The organism is Pseudomonas wayambapalatensis, from assembly GCF_049942315.1.
Lineage (GTDB): Bacteria > Pseudomonadota > Gammaproteobacteria > Pseudomonadales > Pseudomonadaceae > Aquipseudomonas > Aquipseudomonas wayambapalatensis.
In genome coordinates this window covers 1-22,693 of sequence record NZ_JBNFMU010000211.1, presented here as the reverse complement: position 1 = coordinate 22,693, position 22,693 = coordinate 1, and the positions used below count along the sequence as shown (strand labels likewise).

The window sequence follows — 22,693 nt, the reverse complement described above, 5'->3', positions numbered from 1 at the left end:
GGTGCCCTTGAGATCGAGCGCCGCCCGCGCGGCGCTTCGCGGGCAAGCCCGCTCCCCCGCTTTTTTCCGGCCAATGAATCCCTTGCCACCAGCACGCAACCCCCCGGTTTGTACGACTCGGTCCAGCGCCGTGCGCCAAAGGGGTCGCGAGAAAATGTCACAGGATTCATTGGCCCGAAACAAATGTGGGAGCGGGCTTGCCCGCGAAGCGCCGCGCGGGCGGCGCTCGATCTTTCGGACGAAAAACCCTTCAAGCCTGGCGCTCAACAGGCGAAAAATCCCCCAAGCCAACCCGGCAGAATTCTGACCCCCAGGTCCGGTTCCGCCGCCCGGCAGCATTGCCCTCTGGCGGGTGCCGAAAGCCGTCGAATTAGGCTAGAATGCACGGCCTCTAAGCACACCCCTTCCTGAGGCTGTCCCGACGATGTTGATCCTGCGCGGCGCTCCTGCCCTTTCTGCCTTTCGCCACGGTAAATTACTCGAGCAACTGAGCCAGAAAGTCCCCGCTGTTACTGGTTTGTATGCCGAATTTGCCCACTTCGCCGACGTCGACGGCGAGCTGACCGCCGACCAGCAGCAGGTGCTGGGGCGTCTGCTCAAGTACGGCCCGAGCGTGCCGGTACAGGAGCCGAGCGGCCGCCTGTTCCTGGTCGTGCCGCGTCTGGGCACCATTTCGCCCTGGGCTTCCAAGGCCAGCGACATCGCCCACAACTGCGGCCTGCAGTCGATCCAGCGCCTGGAGCGCGGCATCGCCTACTACGTTGCCGGCTCGCTCAGCGACGCCGACGCCGCGCAGGTCGCGGCCGAACTGCACGATCGCATGACCCAGCGCGTGCTGACGCAACTGGAACAGGCCGCTGACCTGTTCAGCCACGCCCAGCCCAAGCCGATGACCTCGGTCGACATTCTCGCAGGTGGCCGCGCCGCCCTGGCCCAGGCCAACGTCGACCTGGGCCTGGCCCTGGCCGAAGACGAGATCGACTACCTGGTCAACGCTTTCCAGGGGCTCAAGCGCAACCCGAACGACATCGAGCTGATGATGTTCGCCCAGGCCAACTCCGAGCACTGCCGCCACAAGATCTTCAACGCCAGTTGGGACATCGACGGCCAGGCTCAGGAAAAGAGCCTGTTCGGCATGATCAAGAACACCTACCAGATGCACAACGAAGGTGTGCTGTCTGCGTACAAGGACAATGCCTCGGTGATCGTCGGCAACGTCGCCGGCCGCTTCTTCCCGAACCCTGAAACCCGCCAGTACGGTGCGGTGCAGGAGCCGGTGCACATCCTGATGAAGGTCGAGACGCACAACCACCCGACCGCCATCGCGCCGTTCTCCGGCGCCTCCACCGGCTCCGGCGGCGAGATTCGCGACGAAGGCGCCACCGGCCGGGGCGCCAAGCCCAAGGCCGGCCTCACCGGCTTTACCGTCTCCAACCTGCGCATCCCGGGCTTCGAGCAGCCATGGGAGCAGGCCTACGGCAAGCCGGAGCGTATCGTCGACGCCCTCGACATCATGATCGAAGGCCCGCTGGGCGGCGCTGCGTTCAACAACGAATTCGGTCGTCCGGCCCTGACCGGTTACTTCCGCACCTTCGAGCAGTCCATCAACACCCCGCACGGTGAAGAAGTACGCGGCTACCACAAGCCGATCATGCTCGCTGGCGGCATGGGCAACATCCGCGAAGACCACGTGCAGAAGGGCGAGATCACCGTTGGCGCCAAGCTGATCGTGCTCGGTGGCCCGGCCATGCTGATCGGCCTGGGCGGCGGCGCTGCCTCGTCGGTGGCCACCGGTGCCAGCTCGGCTGACCTGGACTTCGCCTCGGTACAGCGCGAAAACCCGGAAATGGAGCGCCGCTGCCAGGAAGTCATCGACCGCTGCTGGCAGTTGGGCGACGCCAACCCGATCGCCTTTATCCACGACGTCGGTGCCGGCGGCATCTCCAACGCCTTCCCGGAGCTGGTCAACGACGGTGGCCGCGGTGGCCGCTTCGAGCTGCGCAACGTGCCCAACGACGAGCCGGGCATGGCCCCGCACGAAATCTGGAGCAACGAATCGCAGGAGCGTTACGTGCTGGCCGTCAGCGCCGTCGATTTCGAGCGCTTCAAGGCCATCTGCGAGCGTGAGCGCTGCCCGTTCGCGGTGGTCGGCGAGGCCACCGAAGAACAGCACTTGACTGTCACCGACAGCCACTTCAAAAACACGCCGGTCGACATGCCGCTCGACGTGCTGCTGGGCAAGCCGCCACGCATGCACCGTTCGGTCACTCGCGAAGCCGAGCTGGGCGATGATTTCGACCCGAGCGAGCTGGACCTCGACCAGGCTGTGCAGCGCGTGCTGAGCCACCCGGCCGTGGCCAGCAAGAGCTTCCTGATCACCATCGGCGACCGCACCATCACCGGCCTGGTCGCCCGCGACCAGATGGTCGGCCCGTGGCAGGTGCCGGTGGCCGACTGCGCCGTCACCGCCACCAGCTTCGACGTCTACACCGGCGAAGCCATGGCCATGGGCGAGCGTACACCGCTGGCACTGCTGGATGCCCCGGCGTCCGGGCGCATGGCCATCGGCGAAACCATCACCAATCTGGCCGCCTCGCGCATCGACAAGCTGTCCGACATCAAGCTGTCGGCCAACTGGATGTCCGCTGCCGGCCACCCGGGTGAAGACGCGCGCCTGTACGACACCGTCAAGGCTGTCGGCATGGAGCTGTGCCCCGAGCTGGGCATCACCATTCCGGTCGGCAAAGACTCGATGTCGATGAAGACCAAGTGGAGCGAAGAGGGCGTCGAGAAGAGCGTCACCTCGCCGATGTCGCTGATCATCACAGGCTTCGCCCCGGTCACCGACATCCGCAAGACCCTCACCCCGCAACTGCGCATGGACAAGGGTGAAACCGACCTGATCCTGATCGACCTGGGCCGCGGCAAGAACCGCATGGGCGCCTCGATCCTGGCCCAGACCTACGGCAAGATCGCCGCCCAGGCACCGGACGTCGACGACGCCGAAGACCTCAAGGCGTTCTTCGCCGTGATCCAGGGCCTGAACGCCGACGGTCACCTGCTGGCCTACCACGACCGTTCCGACGGCGGCCTGGTCACCACCGTGCTGGAAATGGCCTTCGCCGGTCATTGCGGCCTCGACCTGCAACTCGATCCGCTGACCGACAGCAAGGGCGACGTGCCGGCCATCCTCTTCAACGAAGAGCTGGGCGCGGTCATCCAGGTTCGCCAGGACGCCACTCCGGACGTATTGGCCCAGTTCAGCGCCGCCGGCCTGGGCGAGGAGTGCGTCGCGGTGATCGGCAAGCCGGTCAACAACGGTGAGGTGTCCATCAGCCTGAACGGCGAAGTGCTGTTCGACGATGACCGCCGCATGCTGCAGCGCCAGTGGGCCGAGACCAGCTACCAGATCCAGCGCCTGCGCGACAACGCCGACTGCGCCGACCAGGAGTTCGATGTCCTGCTCGAAGAGGACAATCCAGGCCTGTCGGTCAAGCTCGGCTACGACGTCAACGACGACGTTGCCGCGCCTTACATCAAGAAGGGTGTGCGGCCGCAAGTGGCGATCCTGCGTGAGCAGGGCGTCAACGGCCAGGTCGAGATGGCTGCGGCCTTCGACCGTGCAGGCTTTGCCGCCATCGACGTGCACATGAGCGACATCCTCGCCGGTCGTGTCGACTTCGAAGCCTTCAAGGGCCTGGTCGCCTGCGGTGGCTTCTCCTACGGCGACGTACTGGGTGCCGGTGAAGGCTGGGCCAAGTCGGCGCTGTTCAACAGCCGTGCCCGCGATGCCTTCCAGGCCTTCTTCGAGCGTACCGACAGCTTCGCCCTGGGCGTGTGCAACGGTTGCCAGATGATGTCCAACCTGCACGAACTGATCCCGGGCACCGAGTACTGGCCGCACTTCGTGCGCAACCGCTCGGAGCAGTTCGAAGCGCGTGTAGCCATGGTCGAGGTGCAGAAGTCCAACTCGATCTTCCTGCAGGGCATGGCCGGTTCGCGCATGCCGATCGCCATCGCCCACGGTGAAGGCCATGCCGAGTTCGCCAGCGAAGAGGCGCTGCTGGAAGCCGACCTGTCCGGTTGCGTGGCCCTGCGTTTCGTCGACAACCACGGCAAGGTCACCGAGCAGTACCCGGCCAACCCGAACGGTTCGCCACGGGGCATCACCGGCCTCACCAGCCGCGACGGTCGCGTCACCATCATGATGCCGCACCCTGAGCGTGTGTTCCGCGCCGTGCAGAACTCCTGGCGTCCGGATGACTGGCAGGAAGACGCCGCGCTGATGCGCATGTTCCGCAACGCGCGGGTGTGGGTGAACTAAGCGGTGCACAAGCTCGCCTTCTTCGTCCCCGCCAGCCATGTCGAAGTGGTCAAGGCCGCCGTGTTCGCTGCTGGAGGCGGACGTATCGGTGACTACGATCACTGTGCCTGGCAGACACTTGGCCAGGGTCAGTTCCGCCCGTTGGATGGCAGCCAGCCATTCCTCGGGCAGGTTGGCCAGGTCGAGGTGGTGGAGGAGTGGAAGGTGGAGCTGGTGGTGGCCGATGAGCGGGTTCGTCAGGTGGTTGCTGCATTGAAGCAGAGCCATCCTTATGAAACGCCGGCGTATGAGGTCTGGCCTTTGCTCGACGTCTGAATGCGCTGAAGTTTCGCTGCTGCAAACCGACAAGCCCCGGCAGTCTCCTGCCGGGGCTTGTCGTTTCTACAGGTTTTAACTGAACAGCCCTTTCAGACGTTCCCAGGCGCTTTCATCCACCGCTGGCGCCTCATGATGGTGATGGAGCTCTTCGAAGACGGCTGGGTTGCTGGATTTCTGGATTTCCTTGGGATGCTCGCTAGCCCATTTGCTGACCAGTTCGTCCTGCCATTCGCTGTCATTGGGGTGGGTAAAGTAGCTGCGCGCTACCTTGACCGGATCGCGCAACCGGCCGCCCTGCCAGTATTTGTACATGGCGAAGCCGACATCGCGCACCGCAACCCGGGCCATCAGAGTGGCCAAGGTATGCAGCGGATGCACGTCATGGTCCTTGGCAAGCTGGGAGTGGGTCGGATTGGTCGAACCGGTGAGCATGGGATTGCCCATCCTGTACGTCTGGATATCGTCGACCGAGTTGCCGATCAGGTTGAGGATGGCGCGATAGCCGATCTTGGGCAGGTCGGTTGCAAGGCGCAGCGGTGAGCCCGTGATCCAGGAAACGCGCCTCGCCACATTGAACCCGGGAAGGTCCGCCAACGTGTCGCGAATTTCCAGTGCACTGTTCAGGTGTTCCTGCCACTGCGGATCGGGGTGATCCTGAAGCAGGATCAGCAGCGCCAGTTCAGTGTCCGAGCGTTGCCCTGGCGTGATGTTCTCGAAGTCGCCGGAGGGCGCGAAGAGTACTTTGGCCATCGGCCCGGCCAGGCTGGCTATCACATCGCTACCGGCGAACATGCCAGTGACAATGGGCCAGCCGTGCTTGCAGTCGGCTTGTGCGGTCCAGGTCAGTACAGTGTCGTGACCCTGCTTGTGCAGGCTCAATTCGGCGTAGTTGGAGTGGGCGAAGTAATCTTCCAGCACGTGCAGTGCTGCACCGAATTCGCGCATGCCCTCAGGGGTCGGGCCGGCCGCCATTGCCTCGCGTAGTCGTCCGCACATGTAATCGACCGAACTGAAGATGTGGCGTTTCATGGACGTATCCGGATCGACCTGCAACCGCGGATCGTCCTGTGCCACAGGCGGCTCGAAGTCTGCATCGATGGTGCGCGGATCAGTCACTGACGAGCTGGGGTTGTAGGGATTGTCGATGTGCTCGGTAGGACGATACACCCCGAGCATCTGCGGTGTGATCACGTAGTGCGCGCGCTCTTGCGGCGTGGATTGCAGGCTGGGGAATGCCTTGAGCGCCAGCAGGTCTACGAGTTGGGTCAGGACTTTCCGGGAAAGCTTGCGCGGGAACTCTTTGGGCGCGTCCTCGGCGCGGACCAGCTTGGGATCGAGCAACTGCGAGTAGTCGCGCAACCAGTTGCCGAAATAGATCGCCTTGCGTTGTTGCTCATTGAACCCGGCGTACTTGAGGTCTTCCTCGATCGACTCATGCCCCCAGGACATTTCAGGGTTTTTCTTGTCGCCCTTGCCCGCAGAAAAGCCCTCGGTGCTGCCTTCATTGGTGTTGGCGCGTTGCGCATGTTCATCCTGGCTCTGGCGGATGAACATGCGCATGGCCTGGTCATCGGCTCGCAGGGTGATGGTTCGGCCTGCTTCGGTCAGCTGGGCGATCAGCAGATCACCGCTTGGGCCTGACTCCATGGAGCCGATCAGGTAGGCGAAGCGCGCACCTTCCTCGAGTTCTGCATCCTCGGCCACCGAGGCTAAGCCATCGTCCAGGCCTTTCGCGAAGTCTTGGCGCAGAAGGTTGTCCAGGTGATGACCGAACTCGTGCAGCAGGATGGTCGCCAGTTCACAGGCTGCCTGTGGCTGCAGCAGCGCGCCAGCGATCACCTCGGGATGCAGGTGGATGATACGCGTGGCATTGTCGTAGCAGGCTTTGCCCGCCACCTTTTGGCTGACCTGGTGTACAGGGTTGCTCAACGTGCCGTCGCGCAGTGCGTCCTGCAGCTGCTGGTAGCAACTGTCTGGCAGGTCGTCACCGAACACAGGGATGAGCATTTCGCGAAAGGCCTGTGCTGAGAGCGGCCGGCTGATTTCGGTGAGTCGATCAAGAGCGAAGCGGGTGTGCAGGCTTAGTGGGATCATGCTGGGGACTCATCAACTGACGGAGCCCCAGCATGTGAGCCGCGTGGTGCAAGAGGGAGCAGGCAACGCCTCCCGCTGTAGGCGCTACGGAAGGCAGGAGCGGTTTTGAAGGGCCCCGCAGGCCAGCAGGCCGATCTCGAACAGCAACCACATCGGGATGGCGAGCATGGTCTGGGAGAACACGTCAGGAGGCGTGAGGATCATACCGGCCACGAAACAGCCGACGATCACGTAGGGCCGGCTACGGCGCAAGCTGGCAACATCGGTCATGCCTGCCCAGACCACGATGAAGGTCGCCACCGGAATCTCGAATGCCAGGCCGAACGCCAGGAAAAGCGCGAGGATGAAGTCCAGGTACTGGCTGATGTCGGTCATCATTGCCACGCCTTCGGGCGTCACGCTGGCGAAGAAGCCGAACATCATCGGAAACACCAGGAAGAACGCGAATGCCATGCCGCCGTAGAACAGCAGGATGCTCGACACCAGCAGCGGCAGGGCGATGCGTTTCTCCCGCCGATACAGCCCCGGCGCGATGAAGCCCCAAGCCTGATGCAGCAGCACTGGCATGCTGATGAACAGCGCGCACATGGCCGTCAGCTTGAAGGGCGTGAGAAACGGCGAGGTGACGCTGGTCGCGATCATGCTCGCGCCTTCGGGCAGGAAGCGGCGCAGCGGTTCGGAGAACAGGGTGTAGAGGGTCTGGGCGAAGGGGAACAACCCGGCGAACGCCAGGGCAATGGCCAGCAGGCAACGCACCAGGCGCTTGCGTACGTCACGCAGGTGTTCGGTCAGCGGCATTGCCGACCTTCCGTGGATAGCGAAGCTCATGATCTACCTTCCCTGGCGGGGGCTTCATCGAGGCTGACACCCTGGCGGATATCCTGCTCCAGTTTGCGCAGCGCCGCATCGTCCAGGGCTGGCATGTCGATTTCCCGCTCGACCTGGGCGCGCAGCATGTTCATGGCCTGCCGCGCCTGCCCAAGGCCGCGCCCGACGGTGCGCATCGCCACCGGCAGGCGTTCGGGCCCCAGGACCAGCAGAGCGACGACGCCAACCAGCAGCAGTTCGCTGAAACCGATCTCGAACATCAGCCTTGGCGATCCGTTGGCTGCTGTTGAACCTGTGCGTTGGGTGATGCGCTGCTGTTGTCGTCACCGCCCATCGACTTGCGAAAACCCTGGATCGCTTCGCCGACATCGCTGCCCAGGCCTTTGAGGCGCTTGGTGCCGAACAGCAGGAAAACGATCAGCAGCACGATCACCAGTTGCCAGATGCCTATACCGCCCATTTGTGAGCCCCCCTGTAAGGTCATGAAAAGGAAGGCCAATCCTGCCTGCTTCAGATGACGCCAACGTGACTGTCGAAAGGCTTTGCCATGTGCTTGCAACACGCACCGTGTTGACTGGCGCCTCCACGGATGAAGAGGCGCGGTGCAATGGGTGGCGGGCGACAACAGGGTGCAGCGTTGCTGATGGTGATGGTGGCGCTGGCGATGCTTGCGGCGGGCCTGGCCTGGCTGGTGGAGGAGGGGCGTCGCCAGGTCGATGAAACGCGCTTGCTGCGTCAGCGCGTGCAGGTGCGGGCGATGGAGCAGGCTGGCCTTGCCTATGCCAGCCAGGCCCTGCGCGATCCGGCCTGGCGCGCCAGCCCTCTGTTCTGGCAGGCCCTGCGCGGCCAGGCGCTGGAGTATGACTTTGGGGCAGGCAAGGCACGCCTGCGGGTGCGCGACCAGCACACCTGCTTCAACGTCAATGCCTTGCTGGGCGAAGACGCCGAGCGTGCCGAGCGTCAGCTGCGCCGGTTGCTCGGCGACGACATGGCGGCCGAGCGATTGGTCGACGCCCTGGCCGATTGGCTGGACGCTGACAGCGACACGCGCCTGCAAGGTGCCGAGAGCGGCCAGTACCTGCGTCAGCAGCCACCGCGTCTGGCGGCCAACCAGGCGATGCTCGACCCGAGCGAACTGAACCTGCTGCTCGAGCCCGATGCCGGACGCCAGGGGCGTTATCCGATGCTGTGCGCATTGCCGCAGACCAGCGGCTGGCGGCTCAATGCCAATGCCTTGAACCTGGAGCACCTGCCGTTGCTTGAGGCGCTCTACGAGGGGCACTTTTCCCGATCGCTGCTCAGCCGGATCATCAGTAATCGGCCGGCTTCGGGTTATGTCGATGCAGGAGCGTTACGCCAGGCGCTGGGCGCTTTGGATGACGAGAGCTTTGCCCGGTTGAGCGAGGGGTTGTTGCTCAACAGCGGGCTCTTCCTGTTGCAGCTTTCGTTCGAGGAAGAGGGGCGGTCGGTGCGCAGTCAGTTTCAGATCGAGGCGCTGGGGGTGGTGCAGTGGCATGCGCGGGTGCCGGCGCAGCAGGTGCGGGTGCTGGGGCGGGAACCGATGGCCTGGTAAGCCTGACCTGCCCGCGAAGAGGCCGGTGCAGCCAGCACAAGGCTGACTGCCCGGCCTAGGCTCAGGCGGTCCCGATTTCCCCGCCATCATTCCGTTGAATCACCACGGTAGATGCCCGTGGTCGCACCCGGCTCCCTGCCGGGGTCGCATCTGTCGCCTTGTCGGTATACGGCCAGTTCCCCGGGTGCTGGATGTTGATGAACAGCGTCTTGTTGTCCGGCGTGAAGCTGATCCCCGTCACCTCGCAGCCGTTAGGGCCGACGAAGAAGCGCCGCAGGTCCACCTGGTTCTGGGCGTTGACCGGGATCTGCTTGCCGGTGGCATCGACCAGGTCGGTGGGGATCACCGCCAGCAACTGGTCATTGGTGTAGCTGGTCAAGGTGGTCTCTCCGTTGTCGGTCTCGAACCACAGCACCCCACGGCTATCGAAGCTCATCCCGTCTGGGCTGGCGAACTGGTTCAGTTCGGTCAGGCCCGAGCGGTTGATATCCGGTGTACCGGCAGCGTTGGCGCCGAACACGAAGATGTCCCAGGTGAAGCTCTTGTGATCGTCGCTGTCGTGCCAGCGGATGATGTGGCCATGGCGGTTCGGGCCGCGCGGGTTGGCCGCATCCACCTTGGCGGCAGTACGCGCGCTGTTGTTGGTCAGGGTCAGGTAGACATCGCCGTTGAGCGGGTTGACGGCGGTCCACTCAGGGCGGTCCATCGGCGTCGCGCCGACTGCGTCAGCCGCGCCGCGGGTGTTGAGGATGATGCCCGGCAGATCACCGTACAGCGCCCCCAGCGTGCTCCCGGCGGTGGTGGGGGTGGCCACGTCCAGCAGCAGCCATACGCCCTTGCCGTCGGCATTGAAGCGGGCGACGTAGAGCTTGCCCTTGTCCATGTACTTGGCACCGGTGGCCAGGCGGTCGGCCGGGTTGGCGTCGGCTGGATCCCATACGGCGTCGGAGACGAACTTGTACAGGTACTCGTTGTTCGAGTCGTCGCCGGTGTACCACACCAGCGGCTTGCCCGCGACCGGCAGGCCCGGGCAGCAGCCCTCGTGGCGGAAGCGGCCAAGGGCGGTGCGCTTCACTGCAAGGGTGGCGCTGTTGTACGGGTCGATCTCGACGATGTAGCCATAGGTGCTGGCTTCGTTGCGGTAGTCGTCGGTGGCGCTGGCGCCGGTCGGGGTCACGTTGAAGCGGGCGAACTCGCCGTTGACCTCGCTGGCGTCGCCAGCAACGGTTTCCCACTTGTACTGGCCGCCGCTGGCACTGACGCCGATGCGCACCTGGTCAGCCGGGCGCACACCCTTGTTGACGAAGATGCCAGGCCAGTTCTCCTCGCAGGTCAGGTAGGTGCCCCACGGCGTGTAGCCGTTGCCGCAGTTGTTGTTGGTGCCGCGCGCCTGGGTGCCGGTCGGCGAGAACTTGGTCTTGACGTGATCGGTGCCGCGCATAGGGCCGGCGATGTCCATCAACGAGGCAGTGGTGAAGCGGCGGTTGAGCGGGTCGTTCTGCATTACCTGCCAGCGGCCGTTGACCTTGCTCAGCCGCACCACGCCAGCGCCGTGGGCGTTGATCTCCTTGCGCACTTCTTCGACCGGGCGCTTGCCGGTGCCATCGGTGGTCGGGCCGTTCGGGTGCAGCGCGTCGGCTTCGATGTATTCGAAGTTGATCGCCAGCAACCCATCGTCGGAGCTGCCGTTGATGGGGAAGAAGTGCATGCCGTCATGGTTCATGCCCATCGCGTTGGCCTGATCGGTCGAGGTATTGCTGCCGTCGGACTTCCACGGATTGCCGTTGCTGTTCAGCGGCGTGCCCCACGGCGCGATCACATAGGCGCTGTAACCGGGGGCAATGACGCAGGCGTCGGTGCGCGAGCCGGCGATGGACTGGAAGCCCAGCTTGAGCTTGGCTGGTGGTTCGGTCACAGGCGGCTCGGTGGCCGGGTCATCGTGATGTGAGCTGCCGCCACCCCCGTCGAAACAGGCGGTCAGGCCGGTGCCTGCGATCATCGCGATGGCCGCCCCGAGGCTGCCGCGCATCACGGTACGACGGCTCAGGTAGGTGTCCATCACGCTGGCCATCGGCAGGTTGCCGCTCTGGTTCCGGTCCAGGTTATCGCCGGTTTCTCGACTCATCAGGGTGTCCTTGTAATGGCTGAGTAAGAGGAACCGAGACTGTAGGGGGCAAGTATGATGATTGATTGGCAAAAATGTTAACGAGGTTTTAAAACCAACCGCTATTAGTAACAAGATTTTTCAGACCTTTCCGGCATGGCCTGTCGGATTTCTGCCATCAAACTGTCACGCAGCCACCCCAATATCCGGGGCCGAACGTGAACTCAGGTTAAGGATGGCGGGGGCGATGGCGAGCAGTGTGCGCAGACGCGAAGTGATTGGCTGGATGGGCGTCGGGGCCTTGGCGCCTTTGTTGGGCGCCTGCTCCGCGATCCCCGGTCAGCGCGGCGGCGACGCCTCGCTCGAACTGCTCTATGTCGCCGACACCCTCGATGCCCGCGAGCCTGGCCTGCCAGTGGTGCCGGCCACGCGCCTGGGGCCGGTCAGCCATCTGGGACGTGCTCCGTGGATGACCGGCAGCCATGCCAGTAGCGGCCATGCCGAGCTCGCGCCATTGCTCGATGCCGGCCAGGCCAGCCAGGCGCGCCTTGGCGGTTATGCCGTATTGGCCGCACTGATGGAGCAGATGCGCAACGAGGCCGGCGCCGAGCGCTGCCTGACCCTGGAAAACGGCCAGAACTGGAACGGCAGCGGCCTGGCCTACCTGACCCAAGGCGATAGCGGCGTGCAGGGCAGTCGGATGCTGGCCAGCGACGTGCGTGTGAGCAGTGATGAGCGCGTGCTGTGGCCGCAACGCTGCGCCGCTCTTTATCGTCAGTCCCCTGCGATCACCCTGGGCGCCGGGCTTGGCGTTGAACAGGCCAAGGGCCTGGGTGTCGAGCCCCTGCGTGTGTTCGAGCGCGGCGGCGTGCGCATTGCGGTGGTCGGTGTGACCGACCCTTACGCCCAGGATCAGAAAGCCTCGCTCAAGCAGTGGTACCAATCATTGTTGCCAAGCTTCCAGCAAGCCCGGCGCGAGGCCGACCTGGTGGTCGCCCTGGCGGATGTCGGTACTGGCCCCGGCCTTTGGCTGGCCGAGCGGATCGACGAAATCGATGTCCTGCTGTGTGCCCGTGGCCAGGATCTATGGCCGACACCGGTGCCTGTCACGCAAGCGTCGGGCCGTCAGGTGCCGGTGCTGTTCGCTGGGTGCCGCGCCAGTGGCGTCTATCGCCTGCGTTGCCAGCAAACCGGGGGGCAGTGGCAATTCGAGGCGCGTTTCGTGCCTGCTTTCGAGGATCGACTTTCGTCAACTGTCCAAGCGCGCGCCAGCCAGTTACGCACCACGCTGCGCCAGCAGCGCGCCGGTCATGCGGCCTGGCTTGACCAGCCGCTGGCGCGCGCGCCGCAGGCCTTGTGGCGCCGTGATACCCGTGGCGGCAGTTGGGATCGTCTCTTGCATCAGGCCCTGGCCGACGACTCGAGCATGCCGGTGCTGCTGCCGGGGCTGCGTTACGACCATCCACTGCCTGCTGGCCAGGCGATCACCCGCGAGCATCTGATCAGCCTCACCGGCGGCTACTCGGCGCCTGTGGTCGAGGCCCCTGCGCGCCAGGTGGAACAGGTGCTGGAGAATGCCGCCGAGCAATTGTTCGGCGACCCGCTGCTGCTCGACAACAGCCAGGACCTGCCGCGCTGGCAAGGCCACGCCTGGCAGGTCAGCTACAGCCCGATGGGCAAGCGCGTCGCCGGGCTCCCCACGGTGCAGGGCTTGTGCCGCACCTTCGGTCTGCACTTCGATGCCCAGGCCGGTGAGCCGCTGTGGCAGAAGGTCGAGGCCTGGCTGGCGCGCCAGGCGCCGAACTGGCAACTGGCGCCGTTGCAATGGCCCGAGGTGCGCTATGTACAAGGGCATCCGGGGTGGCATCCGCGCCAGGTGGCGTCGTGATCGGGCTGTCGCGCCTGCCCAACGTGCTGCTGCTGACCTTGGCCGGCTGGCTCGCCGCCCAGTGCATCCTGCAACTGAGTCGCCAGCCGCAACCGCTCGGTGTCCCGCGTGAACAGGCATCGACCTTGCCAGGCCTGATGGCTGGCCACTGGCAGGCGCCATCCGATGAGGGTGGCATCCCCCTGACACGCCTGCCGCTGCACTACCTCGGCGGGCTCAAGGCCGAGCCGCTGTCCGCCACGGTGGTGGTGCTGCGTTTCGGCCAGCAGGTCCGCACCCTGGGCCGTGGCCAGCGACTGGCGCCAGGGATCGTGCTGCAGGACATCGATGCCGATGGCCTGATTTTCGACAACCAGGGGCGGCGCGAGCGCCTGCCCTGGCCGCCACGGCCCGCCGTGACCGGCTTCAAGCGGCAAGGATGAGCAATGATCGCAAGATACGCTGTGGCCTGCGTGCTGAGCCTCGGCCTGTGCTCTGCGCAGGCCTGGGCCGAAGACCCTGAGGTCGACGAAGACGGGGTGCCGCAATACGAGGTGAACTTCGTCGACACCGACATGGGCGAGTTCATCGACAGCGTCTCGCGCATCACGGGCACCACCTTCATCGTCGATCCACGGGTCACCGGCAAGGTCACGGTACGCACCGTCGATCGCCACGACGCCGAAGCCATCTACGACATCTTCCTCGCCCAGTTGCGTGCCCAGGGCTTTGCCGCCGTGGACCTGCCCAACGGCAGCGTGAAGATCGTCCCCGACCAGGCCGCGCGCCTGGAGCCGGTGCCGGTGGAGAACGCCGGCAAGCAGAGCAAGGGCAGCGACGGCGTGGCGACCCGGGTATTCAATGTGCGCAACGCCGCCAGCGAACAGATGCTCGGCATTCTCAAGCCGCTGATTGATCCGCGCGTCGGGGTGATCACCCCATACCCTGCCGCCAACCTGCTGGTGGTCACCGACTGGCGCAGCAACCTGGAGCGCATCGACAAGCTGCTACGCCAGCTCGACCAGGTCAGCGACGAACCCTTGCAGGTGATGCCACTCAAGCATGCCAGCGCCGCTGACACCGCGCCCCTGGTCACCCGCCTGCTGGCCCGCGAGCAGGGCGCCGACAGTGCCCAGGTGGTGGCCGACCCGCGCAGCAATGCGCTGCTGGTGCGTGGCAGCGCCGACAGCCGCGAGCGCGTCCGTGCGCTGCTCGGCCAGCTCGACCGACCCAGCGACAACCTGCACAGCAGCAACACCCAGGTGATCTACCTGCGCCACGCCAATGCTGCGGAAGTGGTCAAGGTGCTGCGCGGTCTCGGCCAGGACGGCGGGGTGCCCGATGCGCCCGCAGGCGAAGGCAAGGAGGCGCCAGTACGCACCGCCAGCGATTCGGGCGTGCGCCTGGAGTATGAAGAGGGCGCCAATGCGGTGGTCATGGTCGGCCCCGACAGTGAGCTGGCGGCCTATCGCAACATCGTCGAGCGACTCGATATCCGCCGCGCCCAGGTGGTGGTCGAGGCGATCATCGCCGAAGTGTCCGACAGCAGCGCCCAGGAGCTGGGCGTGCAGTGGCTGTTCGCCGACGAGAAGTTCGGCGCCGGTATCGTCAACTTCGGCAGCAACGGGGTGAACATCGCCAACATCGCCGGCGCTGCCGCCAGCGGCGACAACAAGGAACTGGGCAAGCTGCTCTCGGCCACCACGGGCGCCACCGCCGGCATCGGCCATTTCGGCGGCGGTTTCAACTTCGCCATGCTGATCAACGCGCTCAAGGGCAAGAGCGGTTTCAACCTGCTGTCGACCCCGACCCTGCTGACCCTGGACAACGCCGAGGCGTCGATCCTGGTCGGCCAGGAAGTCCCTTTCGTCACCGGCTCCGTGACCCAGAACAACGCCAACCCCTACCAGACCATCGAGCGCAAGGAGGTGGGGGTGAAGTTGCGCATCAAGCCGCAGGTCAACAGCGACAACAGCGTGCGCCTGGACATCGTCCAGGAAGTGTCCTCGATCGCCGATTCGCGCGCCGCCAGCGACGTGATCACCAACAAGCGCGAGATCAAGACCAAAGTGATGGTCGACGACAATGGCCTGGTGATTCTCGGTGGCCTGATCAGCGACGAGTCCACCACCAGCAATCAGCGCGTGCCGTTGCTCGGCGACATTCCCGTGCTCGGCCGTTTGTTCCGCTCCGACAGCAACCGCAACGTGAAGCAGAACCTGATGGTGTTCATCCGCCCGCGGATCATGCGTGACGGGCCGAGCCTTGCCGGGCTGAGCCAGGAAAAGTACCGCAGCCTGCAGCAGGACACGGCCTTGCAGATGCCGGAACTCGCCGAGGGTGGCGCCTTGCTCAAGGCGTTCCCGGCCAGCCGCGCGCGGCTTGAAGGCGGTAACTGGTGATGCTCGGCTACCGCCTGGCGCGTCAGGTTGGCGTGGCCATGGCCCCGGACGACCAGGGCTGGCAGCTATGGTTGCGCGAGGATGCCGACAGCGACCAAGTGCAAGAGCTGCTGCGCGTGCATGGCCAGCCACTGCGCCTGGAGCGCCTCGATCGCGCCGCTTTCGACGAGCGTCTTGGCCAGCTCTACCAGGCTGCCGACTCGGCCACCGCCGCATTGATCGAAGGCATCGGCGAGCAGGTTGACCTCGACAGCCTGATGAGCGAAATGCCACGCATCGAAGACCTGCTCGAAAGCGACGACGAAGCCCCGGTGATCCGCCTGATCAACGGCCTGTTCGGCCAGGCCCTGCGCCTGCGTGCCTCGGACATCCACATCGAGACCTTCGAGCAGAGCCTGGTGGTGCGCCTGCGCGTCGATGGTCATCTGCGCGAGGTTCTGCGCCCGCCGCGAGCGCTGTCGGCCATGCTGGTGTCGCGAATCAAGGTCATGGCGCGCCTGGACATCGCCGAGAAACGCCAGCCCCAGGACGGACGCATCACCCTGCGCGCCGCCGGACGCGAAGTGGACGTACGGGTCTCGACACTGCCCGGCATCCATGGCGAGCGCGTGGTGATGCGCGTGCTCGACAAGCAGGCCAGCCTGCTGGCGCTGGACAACCTCGGCATGCCGGCCGCAGCGTTGCAGGGCCTGCGCGCGTGCCTGGCGCGGCCCAATGGCATCGTGCTGTCCACCGGCCCCACGGGCTCGGGCAAGACCACCACGCTGTACGCCAGCCTCAACAGCCTCAACGACGGCAGTCGCAATATCCTCACCGTCGAAGACCCGGTGGAGTACGCCATTGCCGGTATCGGCCAGACCGCGATCAACCCGCGTGCCGGGCTGACCTTCGCCACCGGCTTGCGCGCGATCCTGCGCCAGGACCCGGACGTGATCATGCTCGGTGAGATCCGCGACCAGGAGACGGCACAGATCGCCGTGCAGGCCAGCCTGACCGGCCATCTGGTGCTCTCGACCTTGCACACCAACAGTGCGATCGGCGCGGTGACACGCCTGCGTGACATGGGCATCGAACCCTTCCTGATCGCCTCCAGCCTGCGCGGGGTGCTGGCCCAGCGCCTGGTCCGGCGCCTGTGCAGTTGTGCCGAGCCACGCCCGTTGCTTGCCGCCGAGCGGCGCCTGTGGCCGGAGTTGGCCGCCTTGCAGGCCACCCACCATCCGGTGGGTTGTGGCAGTTGCCAGGGCAGCGGTTATGTCGGGCGCTTGGGCCTTTATGAATTCATCGAGCTGGATGCAGGCTTGGTCGCCCTGCTTTATGAGGGCGCCAGCGAAGTGACGATGCAGGCCCACCTGGCCACGCGCCGGCAGAGCCTGGTGGCCATGGCCAGTGACTGCCTGGCCCGTGGCGAGACCAGCCTGGCCGAAGTGTTGCGCGTGGTGCAGGGCTGAGCATGCCGACCTATCGCTACCAGGCTCTGGACCTGGCAGGCAAACCGCACAAGGCCAGTGTGCAGGCCGACAGCGAGCGCCATGCGCGCCAGTTGTTGCGTGAGCAGGGCCTGTTCGCACGCAAGTTGCAACGCCATGAAGGCAGCTTGCGGCAACCGCGTCGCCAGCGCCTGAGCCGTGCCCAGCTGTGCGAGCTGACCCGCCAGTTGGCCACGCTCACCGGTGCCGGCATTCCCCTGGTCGATGCCCTGGCCACGCTCGAACGGCAATTGCGCGCGCCCGCCTTGCAGGCCGTGCTGGTATCGGTGCGCGGCGCGCTGGCCGAAGGCCTGGGGCTGGCCCGCAGTCTTGCGCGGCAAGGCGCGCCGTTCACCGGGTTGTATTGCGCACTGGTCGAGGCGGGCGAGCGCTCCGGGCGCCTGGCGCAGGTGCTGACGCGCCTGGCGGATCACCTAGAGCAGGTCCAGCGCCAACAGCACAAGGCGCGCACTGCGCTGATCTATCCCTGCGTGCTGATGGGCGTGTCGCTGGCGGTGGTGGTCGGTCTGATGACGTTCGTGGTGCCCAAGCTGACCGAGCAGTTCGCCCATTCCGGACAGGCGCTGCCGCTGATCACCTCGTTGCTGATCGCCATCAGCCAGGGCCTGGCCAACGCTGGGCCCTGGCTGCTGGGTGCGGCGATCCCGCTGACGCTGCTGTGCGGTTGGCTGTTGCGCAAGCCGCACTGGCGCCTGCGCCGCGACGACCTGCTGCTGCGCCTGCCGCGTGTCGGCAGCCTGCTGCAGGTGCTGGAGAGCGCACGTCTGGCGCGCAGCCTGGCGATTCTCTGCGGCAGTGGCGTGGCCCTGCTCGAAGCATTGCAGGTGGCCAGCGAAACGGTCGCCAACCAGCGTATCCGCCTGGCCCTGGAGCAGGTGCGCCTGCAGGTCCAGGGCGGCACCAGCCTGCATCGGGCGCTGGATGCCAGCGGCCAGTTTCCACCACTGCTGGTGAACATGGTCGGCAGCGGCGAGGCCAGCGGCACCCTGGCCGACATGCTCGAGCGCGTGGCCGACGACCAGGAGCGCGGCTTTGCCCGTCAGGTCGACACCGCCATGGCGCTTTTCGAACCTCTGATGATCCTGGTGATGGGCGGCGTGGTGCTGTTCATCGTGCTGGCGGTGCTGTTGCCGATCATGCAGCTCAACCAGGGTCTGCAACTGTAAAAAGGAGTCTTTGCATGCAGTATCGCGCCAAGCGTCAGCGCGGCTTCACCCTCATGGAAATCATGGTGGTGATTTTCATCATCGGCCTGCTGATCGCGGTGGTCGCGCCCAGCGTGCTGGGCAACCAGGACAAGGCCATGCGCCAGAAGGTGATGGCTGACCTTGCCACCCTCGAGCAGGCGCTGGACATGTACCGGCTCGACAACCTGCGCTTTCCCAGCAGCGAGCAAGGCCTCGCCGCATTGGTGAAGAAGCCGGGCCAGGAGCCGCTACCGCGTGCCTGGCGCAGCGATGGCTACATTCGTCGCCTGCCGGAAGATCCATGGGGCACGCCTTACCAGTACCGCATGCCGGGCGAGCATGGCCGTGTCGATGTCTATTCGCTCGGCGCCGATGGCGTGGTCGGTGGCGAAGGGCTGGATGCCGACCTGGGCAACTGGGAGCTCTGACTTGCCTTCCCAGCGCGGCTTCAGCCTGCTCGAATTGCTGGTGGTGCTGGCCATCGCCGGGCTGATGACCGGCTTGAGCGTGGCCTGGCTCGACAGCGGTCGTACGCGGGTCGACCAGGCCATGCAGCGGCTGGTCGCCGCGACCCGCGAGCAGTCCGCCGTGGCCCGGCATACCGGCCAGTTACGTGGCCTGCGCTGGAGCGGCAAGCGCCCTGAGTTCGTTCGCCATGACGGCACCGGCTGGGTGCTGGAGACGGTCGCGTTGGGGGATTGGCCGCAAGACCTGCGCCCGGACTGGCAGGCGGCAGCAGCGCCGCAACTGGTGTTCACCCCCGAAGGTTGGGCAAGGCCCGGCAAGGTGAACTGGCGTGGCGCCGAAGGCGGGCAGCGCTGGAGCTGGGGGCGCGAGGGGCAGTTGCAGGTCGTGGCGCTTCCATGAGGCGGCGACAGCGCGGTTTCACTTTGCTTGAAGTCAGCGTGGCGCTGGGTATTGCCGCCGTACTGGCGGTGATCACCAGCCAGGTGTTGCGCCAGCGCCTGGCGGTGCAGGAAGGCGTGCAGCAGCACCGCCTTGGCGCCCTGTGCGCCCGTGAGCTGCAGGCACGGTTTGCGGTCGAGCAGTATTGGCCGGGCAGCAATCGCACCGCCGGGGCGCTGCAACAGGGCGCGCAGGTGTGTCACTGGGACCTGCAACTGCGCAGCACCGGCGTGCGCGATCTGCGCCGTGGCGAGCTGCGCCTGTTCGCCGACCGCGATCAGCGTGTGCCGCTGGGTTTGTACACCCTGTTTCTGGAGCGCCCATGAAGCGCCGCCAAACGGGGTTGACCCTGATCGAACTGATGGTGGCGCTGGCGCTGACCGCGGTGCTGGGCATCCTGCTGGCGGCCTTGGTGCATGGCTGGCTCACGGTGCGCGAGCGTCTCGCCGAGCAGCAGAACGAGCCCGGTGTGCTGGAGTTCTGCCTGGCGCTGGAGCGGCGGTTCGACAGCCCGGTGCTGCGCCAGGTGTACGAGCAGCGCCTGCCACTGGCCATGCGCTGGCTGGATTGGCAGGCGCAGAACCAGCAGTTGCTGTGGGTCGCTGCTGCGGCCTGGCCCCAGGCCGAAGGCGGTTCCCGCTTGCAGCGTCAGCGCCTGCGTTTCGAGCCGAGGGAGCAGCGCGTGCTGCTGGAGACTTCCGCCGATCTCTACGCCGCCGACAAGCCGCGTTGGGTGGTACGCGAGCGCCTGGAGCGGGTCAGCGAGATGAGCATTCTGTATTTCCAGGGCGGCAGTTGGCTGGCCTGGCCTTCCGATCAACCGACGCACCCCGGCCGTGGCGTGCGCCTGCATCTGCAGCGTGACGGAGCACCTTATGTCTGCACATTCGTCCTGCCCTGGGGGCGCTCATGAAGCTTGAATGGCGGCGGCGCTCGCCTGCGCGACCCTGGTTGCTGTTGCGTCCTGGGGCTGACGGCGGTTGGCACTGGTGCCTGCTGGAAAGCGGCATGCTGCGCGACGAAGGGCAGGGGCGCCCGCCGCAGGATCTGATCGCCCGGGTTGCCCTGGTGGTGCCGGGCGAGGCGTGCAGCCATTTCCAGTTGCCGGCGCCGCCCGGGCTCAAGCGTGAGGAATGGCCGCTGCTGCTGGAGGACCGTCTGTTGCAGGGGAGCGATGAGGTGCACTGTGCATGCATCGGTCGCACGGCAGGGCAACTGCGGTTGGTGGTCGTGGCGCGGGATCGGCTCGATGGCTGGTTGGCCCAGTGCGTGGAGTGGGGGCTGGAGGTAGAGCGTTGCTGGTCGCAGTTCCAGCTGTTGCCGACACTCGACCCGGGCTGTGGATGGCAATGGCGACAGGCACAGTCGACCCTGTACGCGCGGGTTGACGAAGAGGGCAGCGAGCACTGGCTGGCCTGGCCACAGGTGTTGGGCCATGCACCTGCGCCCTGGGATACGCAGGCGCTTGAGCCGGTCGATGGACGCTGGCCACAGCGGATTGCCGATCTCGATACCTTGCCAGTGCTGCGGGAAACGCGTCGTCCGCGCCAATCATTGAAGGTCACGGGGCTGCAAAAGCGCTTGGTAGCCGCCTGCCTGGTGCTCGCCGCCGTCTGGGGCGGTCTGTGGATCAGCCAGCAATGGCGTCAGGCCCAGCTGTATCGGCAGCAGGTGCTGGCGGTTACCGGCCCGCAGGCCACGCCACGCCAGGCAGCGCAGGCGCTCAGGCGGCTGCGTGACGCCGACGGCGAGCGGGTTTTGCGTCTGCGTCGGCTCGACGGTTTGCAAGGGCAGTTGCAGGGCTGGCTGCACGAGCACCCGCAGTGGCGCCTGCGCGCCGTGCGCTTCGATGGGCAGCGCTGGCATCTGCAATTGGACGGCGACGGCACGGTGCCGCCGTGGGATGAAATGGCCGCAACGGTCGGGGCGGCGGTGCAGGTGCAGGCACAGGGCGTGGTGTTCGACCTGGGGAGCGGTTCATGATCCGCGTCTTTTTACAGCGCCAGCGTATGCGTCTGGCATGGGGGCTGATCGCGCTGTTGCTGATCGTCATCCTGGTGCGGGAGGCGAGCGCACGCTGGGCCGAGATGAGCCAGTGGCGCGGGCTGGCAGAAGCGGCGATCAGCCTTGAGGGCGGCCCGGTCTTGAGCCTGGAGCGTCTGCGTCAGTCTGCCCAGGCCCGGCACATCGAGCTGACGGAGGTCGAGCCGCAGGAGCAGGGCTGGCAGGTGCGTGGCTCGGTCGCGGACGAGCAGGCGCTGCTGGGGTGGTTGCAGGCGTTGCAGATCGAGGGCGCACAGCCGCTGCAATGGGGTATGGAACAGGAGGGCAAGCGCCTGCGCTTCGACCTGCGGGTCCGGCCATGAGGGCGCGCGTGCTGCTGTGGCCGGCGCTGGTGTGTGCTGTCACGCTGCTCGTCGAGTTGCCTGCACACTGGCTGGTGCCAGGCAGGGCCGTCAGCGGCAGCCTCTGGCACGGACAGGCCGAGCAGGTGGGCGATGTCGGGCCGCTGAGCTGGCAGTGGCGACCGTGGCAGGCACAGGGCGAAATCCGCCTGGGTTATCAGGGCCAGGATTGGCTGATGCGGTTGAGCGGTTGGCCCTGGCGCTGGCGGGCGGGTGTCGAGGCGCTCGAGGCTGCGGCGAGTGTGCCGGTGGCTTATCGCCTGGCGGGGCATTGGCAGGGGCGTGTCAATGTGAAGGGTGCGTGGCGACAGTGCGTCGGTGCCGAGGGGCGTTTGCAGGTGCACGACCTGGCGCTGGTATCGCCATGGTCGCTGGGGTTGGGGCAGGGCTGGCTCCAAATGCGCTGTGCAGGTGACTGGCACTTGCAGGGCGCGCTGGCCCTGCAAGGGCAGCACCAGCTCGATCTTGACGCCGACCTGCTGGCTCGACGCGCCCAGGTCCGTTTCGAGGTCCAGCCTGATGCTGCGCTGACGCCCTTGCTGCGTGGCGCCCAGTGGTTGGGGCCGGAGGCTGCCAAGGGCGAGCGGCAGCTCAGGTGGTAGCTACAGTGCATGAGTCTGTTCCTTGCCAGCTCAAACCTTGTAGGAGCGGGCTTGCCCGCGAACACCGGCATAGCCGGTGCCATGCCCCCACCACCCACTCAACTCCAGGTCCGATAACCCCGCTTTTACCGGCCCATCCCCAGCTCCGCATCGTCCATCAATGCCTTGGCCAATGCGCTCAGGTAGTACGAAGCCCAGACCAGTTGCGGGTTCTCATCCATCACTGCGCTCAAGGTCATGTCGCGCACGTACCCCATCAACTCCGAAGCCTGCTCGCGTGCACGCTCGCACGGGATGCCCGGCTCGATGCAGAACAGCGGCTGGGTCAGACCCTTGCCTTGGTAGAACCGAGTCTTGCCAACGGTGGTGTTCGGTGTGGTGTCGCTTGTATCCATCCCTTCATCTCCCGAAAACCGCTTAGTGAGCTGTCTGCGGCTCTGCCGGCATCTGAATCTGTATCAAAGCCGACTCCAGCAAAATCCTCAGCGCTTCCATTTCATGAATGGCAGCCATTACCAGGAGCGAGACGGGGGACTTGGGTTGGAGGAGGACCGCTTGATGGGCCACGGTTTGTGCGCAGAGTGCGTACTCGGTGG

General features: G+C 65.7%; 21 protein-coding genes. 15 read left to right on the top strand and 6 right to left on the bottom strand.

Features of this window, described 5'->3' with window-relative positions; all coding sequences use genetic code 11:
- Nucleotides 1-424: 424 nt before the first annotated feature.
- Complete coding sequence (gene purL, locus ACPZMI_RS18375; protein WP_186668768.1) at nt 425-4,324, top strand: phosphoribosylformylglycinamidine synthase; 3,900 nt, start codon at nt 425-427, stop codon at nt 4,322-4,324.
- Between the two features lie 3 nt (nt 4,325-4,327).
- On the top strand, nt 4,328-4,639 hold the full coding sequence (locus ACPZMI_RS18370; RefSeq protein ID WP_186668766.1) for a YqfO family protein: 312 nt from the start codon (nt 4,328-4,330) through the stop codon (nt 4,637-4,639).
- A 75-nt stretch (nt 4,640-4,714) separates the two neighbouring features.
- Here ACPZMI_RS18370 and ACPZMI_RS18365 read toward each other — a convergent pair whose 3' ends face one another.
- The 4 genes from ACPZMI_RS18365 to tatA all read right to left on the bottom strand — a co-directional run bounded on the left by ACPZMI_RS18365 (nt 4,715) and on the right by tatA (nt 8,024).
- Nucleotides 4,715-6,736 carry an HET-C-related protein gene (locus tag ACPZMI_RS18365; RefSeq protein ID WP_426352779.1) on the bottom strand — a complete coding sequence of 674 codons (2,022 nt, stop codon included), beginning with the start codon at nt 6,734-6,736 and terminating at the stop codon, nt 4,715-4,717.
- 84 nt (nt 6,737-6,820) lie between these two features.
- Entirely contained in the window at nt 6,821-7,564 is a 744-nt protein-coding gene (gene tatC / locus ACPZMI_RS18360; protein ID WP_426352778.1) for a twin-arginine translocase subunit TatC, read from the bottom strand.
- Nucleotides 7,561-7,824 (bottom strand): Sec-independent protein translocase protein TatB, encoded by a 264-nt coding sequence (gene tatB, locus ACPZMI_RS18355; RefSeq protein WP_186711438.1) that lies wholly within the window; start codon nt 7,822-7,824, stop codon nt 7,561-7,563. The genes tatC and tatB overlap by 4 nt, the downstream gene beginning before the upstream one ends.
- A complete protein-coding gene (gene tatA / locus ACPZMI_RS18350) occupies nt 7,824-8,024 on the bottom strand; it encodes a twin-arginine translocase TatA/TatE family subunit (RefSeq protein ID WP_186668758.1) in 201 nt (66 codons plus the stop codon). The genes tatB and tatA overlap by 1 nt, the downstream gene beginning before the upstream one ends.
- Nucleotides 8,025-8,171: 147 nt before the next feature.
- On the opposite strand from tatA, the gene gspK reads away from it, so the two are divergent.
- Nucleotides 8,172-9,137, top strand: a complete 966-nt coding sequence (gene gspK, locus ACPZMI_RS18345) for a type II secretion system minor pseudopilin GspK (RefSeq protein ID WP_186668804.1) — start codon at nt 8,172-8,174, stop codon at nt 9,135-9,137.
- Between the two features lie 61 nt (nt 9,138-9,198).
- On the opposite strand, the gene ACPZMI_RS18340 is transcribed toward gspK, so the two are convergent.
- Nucleotides 9,199-11,262, bottom strand: a complete 2,064-nt coding sequence (locus ACPZMI_RS18340; RefSeq protein WP_426352777.1) for a PhoX family protein — start codon at nt 11,260-11,262, stop codon at nt 9,199-9,201.
- Nucleotides 11,263-11,488: 226 nt separating this feature from the next.
- On the opposite strand from ACPZMI_RS18340, the gene ACPZMI_RS18335 reads away from it, so the two are divergent.
- The 12 genes from ACPZMI_RS18335 to ACPZMI_RS18280 are packed head-to-tail and all read left to right on the top strand — an operon-like array spanning nt 11,489 to nt 22,097.
- Nucleotides 11,489-13,129, top strand: coding sequence for a bifunctional UDP-sugar hydrolase/5'-nucleotidase (locus ACPZMI_RS18335; protein ID WP_426352776.1), 1,641 nt, complete (start codon nt 11,489-11,491; stop codon nt 13,127-13,129).
- Entirely contained in the window at nt 13,126-13,551 is a 426-nt protein-coding gene (locus ACPZMI_RS18330) for a pilus assembly protein PilZ (protein WP_288374397.1), read from the top strand. Before ACPZMI_RS18335 ends, ACPZMI_RS18330 begins: the two co-directional genes overlap by 4 nt.
- Before the next feature lie 3 nt (nt 13,552-13,554).
- Complete coding sequence (gene gspD / locus ACPZMI_RS18325) at nt 13,555-15,510, top strand: type II secretion system secretin GspD (protein ID WP_426352775.1); 1,956 nt, start codon at nt 13,555-13,557, stop codon at nt 15,508-15,510.
- Entirely contained in the window at nt 15,510-16,958 is a 1,449-nt protein-coding gene (locus ACPZMI_RS18320; RefSeq protein WP_426352774.1) for a GspE/PulE family protein, read from the top strand. Before gspD ends, ACPZMI_RS18320 begins: the two co-directional genes overlap by 1 nt.
- Before the next feature lie 2 nt (nt 16,959-16,960).
- Complete coding sequence (gene gspF / locus ACPZMI_RS18315) at nt 16,961-18,163, top strand: type II secretion system inner membrane protein GspF (protein WP_186720660.1); 1,203 nt, start codon at nt 16,961-16,963, stop codon at nt 18,161-18,163.
- Between the two features lie 14 nt (nt 18,164-18,177).
- Nucleotides 18,178-18,612, top strand: coding sequence for a type II secretion system major pseudopilin GspG (gene gspG, locus ACPZMI_RS18310; protein ID WP_186668743.1), 435 nt, complete (start codon nt 18,178-18,180; stop codon nt 18,610-18,612).
- Between the two features lies 1 nt (nt 18,613).
- Nucleotides 18,614-19,051, top strand: a complete 438-nt coding sequence (gspH, locus tag ACPZMI_RS18305) for a type II secretion system minor pseudopilin GspH (protein ID WP_186668741.1) — start codon at nt 18,614-18,616, stop codon at nt 19,049-19,051.
- On the top strand, nt 19,048-19,416 hold the full coding sequence (locus ACPZMI_RS18300; RefSeq protein WP_186720661.1) for a type II secretion system protein: 369 nt from the start codon (nt 19,048-19,050) through the stop codon (nt 19,414-19,416). The genes gspH and ACPZMI_RS18300 overlap by 4 nt, the downstream gene beginning before the upstream one ends.
- Nucleotides 19,413-20,003, top strand: coding sequence for a type II secretion system protein (locus tag ACPZMI_RS18295; RefSeq protein WP_186711447.1), 591 nt, complete (start codon nt 19,413-19,415; stop codon nt 20,001-20,003). The genes ACPZMI_RS18300 and ACPZMI_RS18295 overlap by 4 nt, the downstream gene beginning before the upstream one ends.
- The gene (gene gspL, locus ACPZMI_RS18290; RefSeq protein WP_426352773.1) at nt 20,000-21,073 is read left to right on the top strand and encodes a type II secretion system protein GspL; all 1,074 of its coding nucleotides are present in this window, start codon (nt 20,000-20,002) and stop codon (nt 21,071-21,073) included. The genes ACPZMI_RS18295 and gspL overlap by 4 nt, the downstream gene beginning before the upstream one ends.
- Nucleotides 21,070-21,456: a type II secretion system protein GspM gene (gspM, locus tag ACPZMI_RS18285; RefSeq protein WP_186668734.1), complete on the top strand. Its 387-nt coding sequence runs from the start codon at nt 21,070-21,072 to the stop codon at nt 21,454-21,456. The genes gspL and gspM overlap by 4 nt, the downstream gene beginning before the upstream one ends.
- 8 nt (nt 21,457-21,464) lie before the next feature.
- Entirely contained in the window at nt 21,465-22,097 is a 633-nt protein-coding gene (locus ACPZMI_RS18280; RefSeq protein WP_426352772.1) for a hypothetical protein, read from the top strand.
- Between the two features lie 125 nt (nt 22,098-22,222).
- On the opposite strand, the gene ACPZMI_RS18275 is transcribed toward ACPZMI_RS18280, so the two are convergent.
- Nucleotides 22,223-22,492 (bottom strand): DUF3077 domain-containing protein, encoded by a 270-nt coding sequence (locus ACPZMI_RS18275; protein WP_186668729.1) that lies wholly within the window; start codon nt 22,490-22,492, stop codon nt 22,223-22,225.
- Between the last annotated feature and the right edge of the window lie 201 nt (nt 22,493-22,693).